Origin of the sequence: Sorangium sp. So ce590 (assembly GCF_051521365.1) — a bacterium.
Taxonomy (GTDB): domain Bacteria; phylum Myxococcota_A; class Polyangia; order Polyangiales; family Polyangiaceae; genus Sorangium.
Genome location: NZ_CP150346.1, coordinates 7,614,884 through 7,628,809, shown reverse-complemented (window position 1 = coordinate 7,628,809; position 13,926 = coordinate 7,614,884). Strand labels below are relative to the sequence as shown.

Below are 13,926 nucleotides of genomic sequence, written 5' to 3'. Positions count from 1 at the left end.
GTCCGCCGCGGCGCGCCCTCGCCGTCCCGACGCGCGGGCGCCCCTCGCCGCCTCGGCGGGCGGGTCACGCCTCCGCCGCCTCGGCGCAGAGCCGCCCGAGCGTCCGGACCGCGTGCTCGGTGAGGTCGGTGAACGGGTAGCCGCAGTTCACCCGGATGTAGTTCGAGAACCGGTGCTTGGCCGAGAAGATCGGCCCCGGCGCGACGCTGATGCCGTGATCGAGCGCGCGATCGTGCACGTCCAGCGCGCTCGCGCCGGGCGGGAGCTCGACCCAGAGCACGAAGCCGCCCGCCGGGCGCGAGACGCGGGTGCCGGCGGGAAAGTGCTCGGCGATCGCCTCGCTCATGCGCGCGACCTGGGCGGCGAGCCGGCGCCGGAGCGTCCGCAGGTGGTGGTCGTACCCGCCGATCTCGAGGAACTCGGCGACCGCCATCTGCGGCAAGGTCGCGCACGCCACGCTCTGCCCGAACTTGAGCTGCTCGACCTCGTCGAGGAAGCGGCCGGGGGCCGTCCAGCCGACCCGGTAGCCCGGCGCCATCGTCTTCGAGAACGACGAGCAGAGCATCACGAGGCCCTTGCGATCGAACGCCTTCGCCGGGCGGGGGCGGACGTCGCCGAAGTGCAGGTCGCCGTAGATGTCGTCCTCGATGAGCGGCACGTCGCGGCGCGCGAGCATCGCGACGAGCCGCTCCTTCGCCTCGTCGGGCATGGCGCTGCCGAGGGGGTTGTTGAAGTTCGGGATCGCGAGGCACGCCTTGATGCGGTGGCGGCCCAGCATCTCCTCGAGGACGTCGAGGTCCATGCCGGTGCGGGGGTGCGACGGGACCTCGATCGCCTTGATGCCGAGGCTCTCGATGAGCTGGAGGAGCCCGTAGTACGCCGGCGACTCCAGCGCGACCGTGTCGCCGCGGCGCGCGACCGCGCGCAGGCAGAGGTGGAGCCCCTCCATGGCGCCGACCGTGGTCACGATGTCGTCGGCGGAGAGCGCGACGCCCCACTCGACCGAGCGCCGGGCGATCTGCCGCCGCAGCGCCGGCAGCCCGGGTGGCGGGTCGTACGAGACGCCCGCGCCGCCCGCGCTCCGCGCGATCGCGCTGAGGATCCGGTTCAGCTTGTCGGTGGGCAGGAGCTCGGGGCTCGGGCAGGCCGCGCCGAACGGGACGATGTGCGGATCCCGGGAGGCCCGGTAGACCTTCGAGACGAGGCTCTTCACGCTGACGCGCGAGGCGGTTGTGCAGGCGCGCGCGGCCCGCGGCTCGGGGAGCGCCGAGAGGCGGCGGGCGCGGACGTAGTGCCCCGACTGGGGGCGCGCCTCGATGATCCCGCGGTTCTCGAGCTGCAGGTACGCCTGCAGCACCGTCGCGACGCTCACCCCCTGCTGCCGGCTGAGCCGCCGCACCGACGGGATCCGGTCGCCCGGCCGCAGCGCGCCGCGCCCGATCAGAGCGGCGATGTGCGCGGCGACGCGATCGTAGAGATGGGCCTCGGCCTCCGCTTCGATGGGCACCTGCACGAGGGACGAGTGTACAACCGGGCGGGCGCTGCGGTACCGGTACAGCCGGCGGGCGTGAGGACCAGCACAGTCGCCGATTCCGCGAACTGTGCCGGCCTCAATGCCGGGCGGACTGCCTCTGTGCCGGTCGCTCGCTTGAGCCCAAGCTCGGCGCCATGAAATTGACCTCACTTGTTCCGGAGGCGCGCTCGCGCCCCCGAGAATCGTCGCGGATCGCGCTGGGGAAGGGGGGCCTGTGGACGCACCGTCTCCGGGGCGGGCCGCTGCTCCTGAGCTGTACCGCCGGCTCGGTCTGGATCACCCGGGAGGGGGCGCCGGACGACGTGGTGCTGGAGGCGGGGGCCAGCTATGGAGGCGAGGGGCGCGGGCTCCTCGTGGTGGAGGCGCTCGAGCCGGCGCAGATCGCGGTGGCCGCGGGCGAGGCGCAGCGGACGGTGCGCGCGGCGCTCGATCGGGGGCGCGCGGCGATCGAGGGGGCGCGGGGGAGCTGGCTCGTGCTCCTCTCGCTCGCCGCGCTGTACCTGATCTGGGGCTCGACGTACCTGGCGGTCTCGATCGCGCTCGAGACGCTGCCGCCGTTCCTGCTGGCCGGGGTGCGCTTCGTGACGGCGGGCGCGCTGCTCTACGGGGGGCTCCGGCTGCGCGGCGTCCCTCGCCCGACCTTGCGGCAGTGGGGCGCGGCGGCGCGGGTGGGGGTGCTGCTGCTCGTCTTCGGCAACGGGCTCGTCGTCGTCGCGCAGCAGTGGGTGAGCTCCGGCGTCGCCGCCGTCGTGGTGTCCACGATGCCGCTCTGGCTGGCGCTGTTCACGACCGTGCGCGGCGCGCGCGGCGCGTCCGCCGGGGCCCCGGAGGTCTCCCGGGGCGAATGGCTCGGGCTCCTCGTCGGGTTCGCCGGCGCGGCGCTGCTCCACCTCGGCGGCGATCTCCACGCGGCGCACGCCGGGGCGCTGCTCATCGTGCTGGCCCCCGTGGCGTGGGCGCTCGGCTCGATGTACAGCCGCTCGCTGCCGCTGCCTGAAGGGCCGATGGCGGTCGCGGCGGAGATGCTGGCGGCGGGCCCGGTGATGCTCGGGATCAGCGCGCTCACCGGCGAGCACCTCGCGGCGCCCCCGTCTGCGCGATCGCTCCTCGCGCTCGGCTACATGACGGTGTTCGGGTCGATCGTGGCCCTCAGCGCGTACACGTTCCTGCTCCGGAACACGCGCCCGGCGATCGCGACGAGCTATGCCTACGTGAACCCGATCGTCGCCATCGCGCTCGGCATCCTGCTCGGCGGCGAGCGCGCCTCCGCGACGACGTGGGCGGCGGCCGCCATCGTCGGCGCCGGCGTCGTCATCGTCTCCCGGTCCCGCCACTAGAGAGCGGGGGCAGCGTGGGGCGCCTCGGCCGCGGTGGTGGTCCCCGGGCGGACGCCGCTCTGCACGAACGCCGTCGACCGTAGGCAATGCGGGGGGCGACGTGTAGTGTGCGCCGCGAGGAGGCGAGGTCGATGAGGAGAGGTTTCCGGCTGCTCGGATGGGCGCTGCTCCTTTCAGGCGCGCCCTCGGCCTGCGGCGGCGACATCGGCGCGACGTCGGGCGGCGGGGCGGGCGCGACGTCGAGCAGCTCGGGCGGCGGGGGCGGCGGTGAAGGCGTCGGCGGCGAAGGCGGCGGGCCGGAGGGCAGCGTGGGCGTGGGCGCGGGTGTGGGCGTGGGCGCGGGCGGCGGCGGCGGTGGGGGCCCGACGGGCGAGTGCGCGGCGGTCGCGCCCGGGCCCTTCGAGCCGACGCTGGTCACAAACGTGTTCAGCGGCAGCGAGGACTTCGCGTTCGATGGCCAGGGTTACCTCGTCGCGAAGCAGGGGCCGAACCTCGTTCGCTTCGACGCCACGACGCACACCTCGAATTTCGCGTCTCTGCCGGGCGACGTGCTCGGGCTGCGCTATCGGTCCAACGGGACCCTCGTGGCGGCGCGGCCCCGCCAGGGCGACGTCGTCCAGATCTCGGCGACCGGCATCGTCTCCGAGTACGTCGAGGGTCTCCAGGACCCGAACGGTCTCTCTCCGGACGCGGACGGCAACGTCTGGGCGACGGACCTCGCCGGCGGCCGGGTGCTCCGCCTCAACCCGGACGCCACGGTCGACGAGATCGCGAGCGGCGCTCCCGAGGTGAGCCAGCCGAACGGAATCGTCTTCGACCCGGCGCGAAGGGCGGTTTTCTACACGAACTCCTCCGCGGGCGAGATCCGCAGGATCGACCTCGCCGCCCCCGACGCGCGGCCCGCGCTCGTGGCGACGGTCGCGTCGGCCACGCTCGATGGGCTCGTCCTCGACACGTGCGGTCACCTCTACACGCTCGATAACAAGGACAGAGAGCTCTATCGCGTGCGGCTCGATCGGGGCGGCGCGGCCCTGGGAGGGCCGGAGCTCCTGGCGAGCTTTCCGACCGGGGTCGCCAATGCGCAGTTCGGATCGGGCCCCGGCTTCGATGCAAGGACCCTTTATGTCGGGGGCGCAGCCGGCTCGATCTACGCTGTTGCGGTCGGCATCGTCGGCGCGCCGGTCCCCGCGCCGCCAGAAGCGCCGTGATGAACGCTCCTCGGCGGCGCGCCGGATCGGTGGCAATTCAGCGGGCGCCCTCGGCCGCGGCCACGTCACCCTTCTTGAGCTTCCCTTGAAGCTCGCCGAGCTTTCCCGCCGTCCGGTCGAGGGTGCGCGCAGCGTGCTCGAGCGCGATCCGCCCATACCCGATCGCCACCCCCGCCCAGGAGGTGCCCAGCTCGCGCAGCGTCTCGACGAAGGGCGGCTTGGTCGCCGGCGTCGCGGCGCCCGCGTCCGCCTGCGTTGCGGGGGCGGCGCTCCCGTTCACGCTGTTCTCGGCCTTCGGCTCCGTGATGCTCTGGGTCTCACTCATGATCTGCCTCCCACTTCGTTTGTCCCCCCGCGACGGCCGCGGGCGTACAGAAAGGATCCATCGAGCGCAGACCTCCCGGTCCCGCGCGTCGCCGCAAGACGCGATGTGCACTGGAGCGAGGGGCCTCGCCGCGCGGCCATGCCAGCCAACAGCGCCACTCGGTGGTCCCGTCGGAGGCACAAGCGCGACGTCACGACACTGCGACGCAACGCGTTAACTGTCAAGGGTTCATGTCGATTTTGTTGCAGTCGCTTTTCACTAAGTTGTTTGATGAGGACGCTGCGGCGGCCATCGCGTTCGCTCGGCAGGTCAAGGAAGGGAGTTTCCCTATGTCGATAGCGCGCTGGAACAAGGCGGCGCCTTCAAGGCTCTTCTGGCTCCTCGTGGTGCTGTTGCTGCTCGCCGTTCCCGCGCCTTCGCTGGCGCAGGGGCCGGGCGAGCCGACGGCGGCGCCTGCCGCGGGCGCGGCGCCCGCGGCGCCCCCGGCGAAGACGGCCGCGGCGCAGGCGCAGGCACAGGCGCTTGGGCCTCCACCGGACTCGTGGGCAGGCCAGCTGGAGATGCTCTCCCGCTGGGTCGACCAGCGCCGCGGCCCGGGGCGCTGCGCGGAGCGTTGTTACGCGCTCGACCGGCTGCGCATCACCGGCGCGGTGGGCGAGGGGCCGCTCCAGTTCGAGCTCTCGGGCGGCGTGCTCGCGGACGGCCCGGTGGCGATCCCGCTCTTCGGGCCGCCGGCGCACCTCCGCATCGAGGCCGTGCTCGACGATGGAAGGCCCGCGTCGCGCCGCGAGGCCGCGCCGATCAGCTTCGCCGAGGGCCATTACTACCTCTGGACGGCCGCGCGCCGCTTCGTGCTCCGAGGCTCGCTGTGGCTCGAGGGCGACCTCACGCTGCTCGTGGCCGGTCCGCTCAACACGTTCGAGGCCGACGTCACCGGCGGCTCGGTCGCGGAGGGCGCCCAGCTCTCGGGGCTCTCGGGGGCGACGCTCCACTTCAGCCGCGACGGGGGCGCGGCGGCGCAGAGCGCGGGCCCCACGGTCTTCCAGCTCGCGCGCGCGGTGCGGGTCGGGCGGGAGGTCAGCTTCGAGTACCGGCTCGTCCTGCGGTCGGGCAGCGATCTCGGCGTGGTGCGCCTGCCGCTCGCGTTCGGGGAGAAGGTGCTCGACGTCACCGGCGCGAGCGGCTTCCGGATCGAGGGCGGGGAGCTCGTGCTGCCCACGTCGGGCCGCACCGCGGAGATGACGATCTCGGGCACGCTCCCGAAGGTCGGGGGCTTCTCGCCCGATCCGCGCTCCGCCTACGAGTGGTGGCTGTTCGAGTCGGACGTGGAGCACCGCCTCACGGTGAAGGGCGACATTCGCCAGGTCGACGCCGCCGAGTCGCCGATTCCGCGGACCCAGGCGACGTCGCGGCTGCTGCTCCTGAAGCGAGGGCAGCGCGTCGAGGTCGAGGTCGAGCCGCTCGCGGGCGTCGACGTGCTCGCCGCGGTGGTGCGCGAGCACCGCCGCACCCTGATCCTGACCGAGCGCGGGGACCTCGTGGCCGACGACGCGCTGACCTACGAGAACAACGGCATCGATTACCTGACCTACGCGCCCGGCGGGCGGCCGATCTTCCTCGCCACCGACGGCAAGGCCCAGCGGATCATGCACCAGGGCGCGGCCGCGGAGGAGGTCCTCGTGCCCCTGCAGACGGGGAGCCACAGGATCCAGGTGCAGTCGCTGGCGCAGGCGGTTGTGCGCCCGCTCGGCGGATCCATGGAGCTGCCGATGCCGAGCTACCCGCTCACCGCGAGCGAGGTGGCGCTCACGGTCGGGCTGCCCGAGCGCGTGGTGCCGCTCGCGCTGCTCGGCGGCGACCGGCCGGTGTGGTTCGCGGACTCGGGCGACGCCGTCGCCGTGGCGTTCGGCTTCGTGGCGGCGTGGATCGCCGTCCGCCCCGGCGGGGCGCCGAGCCGCGGGCGCCTGCGCGCGCTGCGCGCGCTGGGCGGGCTGATCATGGCGGGCCTGTGGTTCGTGGCGCCTGCCACGTTCGTGGCGCTCCTGGTCGGGATCGCGACGGCCGGGGCGGCGTGGCTCGTGGGGCGGCTCTTCCGGGGCACGAGCCGCGCGGTCGCGATGGTTGTGCTGCTCGGCATGGGCGGCATCGCGCTGCTGGTCGGGCTCTTCGCGGTCTCGGCGGGGCGCTACCGGGGCGAGCGATGGAACTCGTCGTACGAGACGTCCATGGCGCCGCCTTCGTCCGCGCGCATCGCCAAGTTGGACGACCAGGCCAAGGGCGGAGGCTCCCTCGCGCCCGGCGGCGCCGTGCTGGAGGGGGTGACGCCGGTGGCGCTGACGCTCCCGGACTACGACCGCGCCGTCCAGGCGAGCCGCGAGCTCGTCACGCGCGATCGCGTCTTCCACCCCGTGCTCATCTACACGACGTCCTCGGCGCTCGTGCCGCTCGCGCTGCTGTGGCTGGCCGGGGCGACGATCCTCCTCGCCGCGCACCGCGCGCCGCTCACCGAGCTCTACCGGCGCGCGGCCGTGCGCCTGTCGCGCCGGCCCGAGGACGACGGCCCGGACATCGACCGGCCCGGCGGGGGCGGCGGCAGGCCGCAGGGCGGCGCGAGGCACGCCCCGCCGGTGGGCTGACGCGGAGCCCGGGCGAGAGCGGGCAGACCGCGCGCTCTGCATCGCCGAGGAACGGTGATACGACCGCGGCATGGCGCGGTCGCCCCGTCTCGCCCTGGCCCTTGCGCTCCTCGCGCTCGTCGCGCTGCGCATCGCGCAGCTGAGCCCTCCCAGCGTCATCCCGGCCAGCGCCCCGCCCGACGTGTTCTCGGCCGAGCGGGCCAGGGCGCACCTCCTGGAGATCGCCGCGGAGCCGCGCCCCACGGGCTCGGCGGGGCACCGGCGGGCGCGCGACTACCTGCTGGCGAAGCTCGCGGACCTCGGCGTGCAGGCCGAGGTCCAGAGCACCTCGGTCCTCAGCCGGCAGTGGGGCCTGCCGTACGACGCCGCGCACGTCGAGAACCTCGTGGCGCGGCTGCCGGGCGCGGACAGCACCCGGGCGGTCGCGCTCGTGGCGCACTACGACTCGGTGCCCGGCAGTCCGGGGGCCGCCGACGACGGCAGCGCGGTGGCGGCGCTGCTGGAGACGCTGCGCGCGCTGAAGAGCGGCCCACCGCTGCGCAACGACGTGCTCCTCCTGTTCACGGACGCGGAGGAGGGAGGCGTGCTCGGCGGCAAGGCGTTCATGGACGAGCACCCGCTGCGCGGCGAGGTGGGGATCGCGCTCAACTTCGACGCCCGCGGCGCCGGCGGCGTGGTCGCGATGTTCGAGACCGGGCCCGGGGACGCGTTTCCCGTCCGCGAGCTCGGCCGCGCCGCGCCGTTCCCGATCGCGTCGTCGCTCTTCCCCGAGGTCGCGCGGCGCCTGGGCCACAGCACCGATTTCAGCGTCTTCAAGCGAGCCGGCATCCCCGGGCTGAACTTCGCCTTCAGCGACGACGCCGCGCACTACCACACGCCGTCCGACACCCTGAGCAACCTCGACCTCCGGAGCGTGCAGCACGCCGGGGACTACGCGCTCTCGCTCGCGCGCCGCTTCGGCGGGCTCGACCTGCGGCACCGGGACCGCGAGGACGCGGTGTACTTCAACACCTGGGGCGCCCACGTCGTCTCCCACCCGATCGGCTGGGCGAGCCCGATCGCCGCGCTGGTCGCCGGCCTGTTCGCCGGCGCCGTCGTTGTCGCGCGGCGCCGGCAGGTCGCCTCGCTCGGCCGCATCTCCTCGGGATTCCTCGCCTTTCTTGCGTTGCTCGCCGGCGCCGCCGCGGCGGTGGGCGGGCTCGGGTGGATCCTCCGGCGCGTCCACCCGGTGCTGCGGGTGATGCCGTTCGAGCCCTACAACGCGCCCGCGTTCCGGCTCGCGCTCGCCCTCGCCGCGCTCGCGGTCTCCGCGGCGGGCTACCGGCTCTTCCGGCGGCGCCTCGGCGCCTGCGAGCTCGCCCTCGGCGCGCTGCTCCTGTGGCTGCTGCTCCTCGTCGGGGCGAGCCTCTTCATGCCGGGCGCGAGCTTCTACTTCGCCTGGCCGCTCGCGTTCTCCCTGCTCGGCCTCGTGGCCGTGACGATCCGGCGCGGCGACGCCCCTCCCACGCTCGCCGACGCGGCGCTCCTCGTCGCCGCCGCGGTGCCGGTGGTCGCGCTGGCCGTGCCCGGCCCGTACCTGCTCTTCGTCGCGCTGGGGCTGCCGATGGCGGCGGCGCCGGCCCTCGCCGTCGCGCTCGTGTTCGGGCTCTTCCTGCCGCACGCCGAGCTGCTCGGCGGCGGCCTCTCGCGGCGTCTCGCGCTCGCGTTCGCCCTGCCGGGCCTCGCCGCGCTCGTCGTCGCCTGCGCGCCCCTCGGCTTCACCGAGGCAGAGCCCCGGCCCGCGAGCCTCGCCTACGCGCTCGACACCGCCGCCGAGCGGGCCCACTGGCTCTCGGCCGACCGGGACCTCGACCCGTGGACCGCCGGGTACTTCCCGGCGGAGCGCGCGCAGTCGCCCTCGTTCGCGGTGCCGTTCGTGCGCGTGACCCGCCAGAGCGAGGCGCCGTCCCTCGCCCTGCCGCCGCCCTCGCTCACGGTGCTCGGCGACGCGGTGCGCGGCGGCGTCCGGTCGCTCCGGGTCCGCGTCGCGTCGCCCCGGGGAGCCCCCTGGCTGCTCGCCGAGGTGGCGTCCCCGACCGAGGTGATTCGCGCGGAGGTGGACGGGCGGCGCGTGGAGGAGTCGGCCCGCGGCGCGGGGGCGAGGCGGAACGTCCGCTGGGGATTCACCTACATGGGCTTGCCGCCCGGAGGCATCGAGTGGTCGCTGGAGGTCGAGGACTCCGGGCCGCTCGAGATCCGGCTGATGGACCAGACCTACGAGCTCCCGCGCGAGCTCGCGCGCGGGCCGCGGCCGAGAGAGATCATGGGGGTGCCCTACCGGCTCGCGGATTCGACGTTCGTCAGCGGGTCGTTCCGGTTCTAGCGCCGCGTCGTCACGTCGTCTGTGGGTTCATGAGAATTCGAACCACAGAGGCACGGAGGACACAGAGGAGAGAACAGAGAAACTCTGTGTCCTCCGTGGCTCTGTGGCTCTGTGGCTCTGTGCCTCGAATTCTTCCGCGCGCCGCGCGAGCCCTGCTCAGTCGACGAAGATGGGCTCGCAGTTCGTGAACGCGAGCGTCGACTGGATCACGAAGTTCGACTCGTCCGTGTGCCGCTCGGCGTGGAAGAAGTCGAGCGGAACCTCCTGGCCGGGCACGATCCCGAGCTCGGAGGCCATCGCGTCGAGGTCGAGCTCGTCGGACTGCGGGCTGTGGAGGCCGCCGAGATCGATGGCGAGCCGGTTGTTGATGAACACCCAGAGATCGTCGTCGCCCCTGAACGAGAACACCTCGCCGCCGCTGTAAACGAACTTCATGTGGAGCTCGAACGTGAAGTGGAAGTTGTGCTCCCTCCGCTCGTTCCCGAAGCCCTTCCCGTCGATGGGGAAGAACGCCCGGTTGTCGTAGGTGGCAATGCCGTTCGCGTCGACCGTGGGCGTGATGGTGAACTGGATCGGCATGTTCACCCCTTGCACGTCGCGATACCACTGATCGAACTCGGCCGGCCCGGTTGTGTGCTCGGTGCCCCCCTGGTGCGCATAGACGGGCTTCTGATCCGGCCCCAGCTCGCGCTCGACGATGCCTTTCAGGCCGCTGCCCGTGAACGTCTCGAAGTCGGGGTGCCCGTCGCCGCGGGCATAGGCGCGGAAGTCGCGCACGATGCCCGTGAGGTTCGCGTCGCAACCGCTGCCGCTGCCGCTGCCGCTGCCGCTGCCGCTTCCCGCGCCCGGCCCCACCGCCACGCCGCTTCCGAAGTCGTCGCCGCCCGAGCCCGCGCCCGCGCCAGCCCCGGCGCCGGAGCTGTCCCCGGAGCCGTTCGACCCGCCGTCGCCGCCGCCACAGGCGACCCCGGCCAAGACCAGCATCATTGCGAGCGGAGCACACCAGTTCGATTGCAGCGGCTGAAGCATGCGAAGACTCCTTCTGAGCGTGAGTTGCGCGGATACGCGCCAGGGCAGCCAAACCAAACGCCGGCCCAGGGCGCAAGGGAGAAAACGATCTTATCCCGCCATCATAGCGGGTCGAACCACAAAATTGTGACGACGCGACAGCGGCCGGTCCACCGGAGACGCGCTGGTGGGTAGGTAGGTTTTTTATCGAGAGCTGCCGCCACGGTAGGTGTCGAGCCGCCGCGACAGCGCCGACGGGAGCCGCTCGCAGAAGCCGGATGGGCGGGGCAGGGGCTCGCGCCGCGCGGTCTGCCAGAACAGCACCGGGCCGAGCCGCCGACCCCGCGCGTCGGCCATGAGCGCGGCCATGGCCTTGCCGGTGTAGACTCGAGCGCCGCGCGCACGACGCCCACCATGCCGAACGCCGACGTGGCGCCGAGCGGCACGATGGCCGCGCCGTCGCCGTCCCGCGCGCGCAGCGGCAGGAAGAGCGAAGGGCGCGCGAGCGCGAGCTCGAGGCGCGAGGGATAGAACCGGATCGAGGTCGGCCCCGAGGCGATGAACGCGAGGTTGTCGATCACGCTCCTGGACGGGTCGGTCCAGAACAGGTGCGCGTGCACCCGCCAGCCGAGCCGCTCCGCCGCGACGGCGAGCGCCGCCACGTTGCCCGAGCCGATGCCGCCCACCGCGGACCACGCCGCCGCGGTCGAGCGCGGGGGCGCGGCGAGCACGTAGTCGAGCTTCCGCATCTTCATCCCGCCGTGGAGGGGCTCGCAGAGGTCGTCGCGCTTGATCCCGAGAAAGTCGAGGCCGAGCGCGGAGGCGAGCCGCGGCAGCGCGGCGACCGGCGAGGGCGCGGTGACCCACCCGAGCCGGGGAATGCGATCGATCATCCGAAGGGCGGCTGCGTCGCGCAACGGGGGCACCTCGCGAAGGCGGCTGCGATCAGGCGGCCAGGCGGCGTCAGCCAGGCGTGCCGGCGCGCTGGCCCGCGAGCACGGCGTCCGGCTCCAGCACGAGGAGGCGCACGCGGCCCGTGGCGCAGAGCCGGCCCTCCTCGTCGTGGACCGAGCCCTCCCAGACCTGGGTGCGCCGCCCGCGGTCGAGCGGCCGCGCCGTGGCGCGGAGCCGCCCCGACCGGACCGCGCGCAGGAAGCTCGTATGGTTCTCGAGCCCGACGACCGAGCGGCCGGCCGGCAGGGCGTGGAGCGCGGCGCCGACCGACGCCAGCGTCTCGATGAGCCCCGCGTGGACGCCGCCGTGCACGATGCCGTACGCCTGCCGGTGCTGCGGTCCGACGTCGAGCTCGGCCTCCACCCCGTCGCCCGTGGCGCGGATCAGCCGGAGACCCATGGCGCTGACCCAGCCGTCGATGCTCGCGGCGTTGAGCGCCGCGGCGAAGTCCTCGGATTCCCCTTCGGCCATGGAGACAGCGTAGAGCACCGCTCAGGTTGATTGGTGACAATTCCGGGCGCCTTGATGAGCCGTGAGCCGTGAGCCGATATGGCATTCGGTGTAAAATTATCGTACAGGTGAAGAGCGCATGGGCGACGAGCGCTGGTTCGTTCCAGAGCGCACCGATCTTCTCTGGATCGACGCCGCGCACGGCTCGGTGTCACGGGCTGCTCCCGAGTGTGCGCGCGGGCAGGCGCGTCCAGTGACGCGCCCTGCCGGCGGCAGACATCATGTCGTCTGCACGAGCGCTTCGTGCGGTGGCCAGGCGACCGCTCCGGCGGGAGCGGTCACTCGAGGCGCGGCGCCGTCCACCTCATCCACCGGTTCAGGTCGGCCCTCGCCCCGTCGCTCCTGACCACGTTGGTCTCGCCGCTGCCGCCTCCGACGAGGAACTTCTTCACGTAGGCCTCGAGGAGCGCCCGCTGCGCGGCGGGGAACTGGCAGTGTTCATGGCCGCCGAGCTGCCAGTAGGCCATCTTGTCGGGCGCGCCGAGGCCCTCCCAGATCGCGTGGGCGATGGACCCAGCCGTGAAGGTGCTATCGATGCCGAGCCAGTCGATTCTGTTGTCGAGGACGAGCAGCGCGCGCGGCGCGACGAGGCCCATGACCATGTGGTGATCGAAGGGGAGGTTATTCACCCTGCTGCCGAAGGTCGAGCCGAAATTCTGGCGGAACCACGGCTGCTCATTGGCCGCGTTGGACAGGGTCTGCACGTTCTGCCCAGAGTTGGCGGCTGCCTGCGAGACGCGCCAGCTCGCCGAGCCTCCGGCGCCCGACTCCTGAGGGATCGTCAGCACGATGCGCTCGTCGAACGCGCCTGCAGTGAGAGCGCCCTTTCCATCCCGCGAGCAACCCGTCACGGCGATGCGCCTCGGGTCGATGTTGGCTGACGGGGGCTTCTCGAGCGCGTCGATGATCCGGCTGATACCCCACGCCCACGCTATCATCGAGCTGGCCGAGTGGTTCCTGCCGTAGAGGTCGTAGAACTTGCCCGTCCCACGTGAGCCGCCCCCCGATCCATTGGTTAGAGTTCAAGATGAGCGGCCAGCGTGCTCCCGATCACGGTCGCACCCGCGGGCCTGTGCCGACGACATGCCTGGCAACCACGATGTTGGTCGGAGAGATGCTCACCTGCGGATACACCGCGTGAGGAGGCTGGGCATCTTAGAAAGCAAGAGCAGCTCGGACGCGCAGCCGCCAAAAAAACATTGATGCAAATTCGTGGCGAAAGTAAAGACTCTTTAATTGGTCGAGGCGGTTTTGCGTGCTGCTTGCGTGCAGCTTGCCGTGCTGTTCGCGTGCAGCTTGCCGTGCAGCGTACAGTCACGTTGCGCGCGCTGGCTCGGGCATAGAACCTTATGAGGCTCGTTCACTCTCCTGGAAATGCGATGCTCTACCGATAATCGACGCGGCCGGCCGATCGGGGTCACCCTGCCTTGCGGTAAAACTCCACGAAGAACCGGACTGGACCGTGGAGGTCGACGTGGTGCAGCACCTCTGGCACGACGATCCCCGGGGACTCCGGATCCAGCAGCATCTCGCGACCGCCGAGCCCGTCGATGTGATAGCGGAGCTGCCCCGAGACGACGTGGATCACGCCCCACACACCGGGCTTGGTCGTGTGGTTCTTTCTCAGGCCGCCCGGGATCGTGCCCTCGTCGAACTCGGCCGTCCGGCTGTACGCCACCATCCCGTCGGGCATCTCCAGCCGATCGCAACGCACGCAGTCGAGCTCGGTTCCGAGCATGGACGCACGGCCCTCGGGCGTGAGCACCCAGGGGCGCACCATGAAGGGCGGGGTGTGCCGGACGTGCTGGCCGTGACCGCAGCTCAGCTCGGCCACCCAGTCGTTCGCGTCGTCCCGATGGTAGCCCGTGATCGCTCGATGCATGGCGTCGAGCTACCCGATCCGAGGACGGGTGTCACGCCGGCTTCCGCCGGCCTGGCGGGCGCTCTGCCGAGCGCCTCCGGCGATGGCTCAAAGATCGCAAGATCCTCCAGGAACGGCGCGCGGCGCGCTGTCCAGGATGAGCGTCGACCAGAGAAGGTCGCCCCGACGCG

10 protein-coding genes and 1 pseudogene are annotated in these 13,926 nt (G+C 72.5%); 4 read left to right on the top strand and 7 right to left on the bottom strand.

Annotation, left to right across the window (positions count from 1 at the left end):
- Positions 1-64: 64 nt before the first annotated feature.
- Positions 65-1,513, bottom strand: coding sequence for a PLP-dependent aminotransferase family protein (locus tag WMF28_RS28535; RefSeq protein ID WP_437596485.1), 1,449 nt, complete (start codon positions 1,511-1,513; stop codon positions 65-67).
- 155 nt (positions 1,514-1,668) lie between these two features.
- On the opposite strand from WMF28_RS28535, the gene yedA reads away from it, so the two are divergent.
- Positions 1,669-2,871 carry a drug/metabolite exporter YedA gene (yedA, locus tag WMF28_RS28530; protein WP_437596484.1) on the top strand — a complete coding sequence of 401 codons (1,203 nt, stop codon included), beginning with the start codon at positions 1,669-1,671 and terminating at the stop codon, positions 2,869-2,871.
- Positions 2,872-3,002: 131 nt separating this feature from the next.
- On the top strand, positions 3,003-4,079 hold the full coding sequence (locus WMF28_RS28525) for an SMP-30/gluconolactonase/LRE family protein (RefSeq protein WP_437596483.1): 1,077 nt from the start codon (positions 3,003-3,005) through the stop codon (positions 4,077-4,079).
- Positions 4,080-4,116: 37 nt separating this feature from the next.
- Here WMF28_RS28525 and WMF28_RS28520 read toward each other — a convergent pair whose 3' ends face one another.
- Complete coding sequence (locus tag WMF28_RS28520; RefSeq protein ID WP_437596482.1) at positions 4,117-4,404, bottom strand: hypothetical protein; 288 nt, start codon at positions 4,402-4,404, stop codon at positions 4,117-4,119.
- Between the two features lie 329 nt (positions 4,405-4,733).
- Between WMF28_RS28520 and WMF28_RS28515 the strand changes: the two genes are divergently transcribed.
- Both WMF28_RS28515 and WMF28_RS28510 read left to right on the top strand, forming a co-directional pair.
- A complete protein-coding gene (locus tag WMF28_RS28515; protein ID WP_437596481.1) occupies positions 4,734-7,040 on the top strand; it encodes a hypothetical protein in 2,307 nt (768 codons plus the stop codon).
- A 70-nt stretch (positions 7,041-7,110) separates the two neighbouring features.
- The gene (locus WMF28_RS28510) at positions 7,111-9,402 is read left to right on the top strand and encodes a M20/M25/M40 family metallo-hydrolase (protein ID WP_437596480.1); all 2,292 of its coding nucleotides are present in this window, start codon (positions 7,111-7,113) and stop codon (positions 9,400-9,402) included.
- Positions 9,403-9,558: 156 nt separating this feature from the next.
- Here WMF28_RS28510 and WMF28_RS28505 read toward each other — a convergent pair whose 3' ends face one another.
- From WMF28_RS28505 to WMF28_RS28485, 5 genes and pseudogenes are all read right to left on the bottom strand, one after another.
- Positions 9,559-10,389 carry a fibro-slime domain-containing protein gene (locus tag WMF28_RS28505; RefSeq protein WP_437596479.1) on the bottom strand — a complete coding sequence of 277 codons (831 nt, stop codon included), beginning with the start codon at positions 10,387-10,389 and terminating at the stop codon, positions 9,559-9,561.
- 143 nt (positions 10,390-10,532) lie between these two features.
- Positions 10,533-11,303: a hypothetical protein gene (locus tag WMF28_RS28500; RefSeq protein WP_437596478.1), complete on the bottom strand. Its 771-nt coding sequence runs from the start codon at positions 11,301-11,303 to the stop codon at positions 10,533-10,535.
- A gap of 70 nt (positions 11,304-11,373) precedes the next feature.
- Complete coding sequence (locus tag WMF28_RS28495; protein ID WP_437596477.1) at positions 11,374-11,835, bottom strand: PaaI family thioesterase; 462 nt, start codon at positions 11,833-11,835, stop codon at positions 11,374-11,376.
- Between the two features lie 317 nt (positions 11,836-12,152).
- Positions 12,153-12,869 (bottom strand): annotated as a pseudogene (locus WMF28_RS28490) (glucuronyl esterase domain-containing protein); the annotation flags it as partial.
- A 422-nt stretch (positions 12,870-13,291) separates the two neighbouring features.
- Positions 13,292-13,756 carry a DUF3565 domain-containing protein gene (locus WMF28_RS28485; RefSeq protein ID WP_437596476.1) on the bottom strand — a complete coding sequence of 155 codons (465 nt, stop codon included), beginning with the start codon at positions 13,754-13,756 and terminating at the stop codon, positions 13,292-13,294.
- Positions 13,757-13,926: the final 170 nt, after the last annotated feature.

Bases quoted from the DNA above. Each gene is read 5' to 3' on its own strand.
- yedA (WP_437596484.1), top strand. From the start codon at position 1,669: ATGAAATTGACCTCACTTGTTCCGGAGGCGCGCTCGCGCCCCCGAGAA.
- WMF28_RS28525 (WP_437596483.1), top strand. From the start codon at position 3,003: ATGAGGAGAGGTTTCCGGCTGCTCGGATGGGCGCTGCTCCTTTCAGGC.
- WMF28_RS28520 (WP_437596482.1), bottom strand. From the start codon at position 4,404: ATGAGTGAGACCCAGAGCATCACGGAGCCGAAGGCCGAGAACAGCGTG.
- WMF28_RS28515 (WP_437596481.1), top strand. From the start codon at position 4,734: ATGTCGATAGCGCGCTGGAACAAGGCGGCGCCTTCAAGGCTCTTCTGG.
- WMF28_RS28510 (WP_437596480.1), top strand. From the start codon at position 7,111: ATGGCGCGGTCGCCCCGTCTCGCCCTGGCCCTTGCGCTCCTCGCGCTC.
- WMF28_RS28505 (WP_437596479.1), bottom strand. From the start codon at position 10,389: ATGATGCTGGTCTTGGCCGGGGTCGCCTGTGGCGGCGGCGACGGCGGG.
- WMF28_RS28500 (WP_437596478.1), bottom strand. From the start codon at position 11,303: ATGATCGATCGCATTCCCCGGCTCGGGTGGGTCACCGCGCCCTCGCCG.
- WMF28_RS28495 (WP_437596477.1), bottom strand. From the start codon at position 11,835: ATGGCCGAAGGGGAATCCGAGGACTTCGCCGCGGCGCTCAACGCCGCG.
- WMF28_RS28485 (WP_437596476.1), bottom strand. From the start codon at position 13,756: ATGCATCGAGCGATCACGGGCTACCATCGGGACGACGCGAACGACTGG.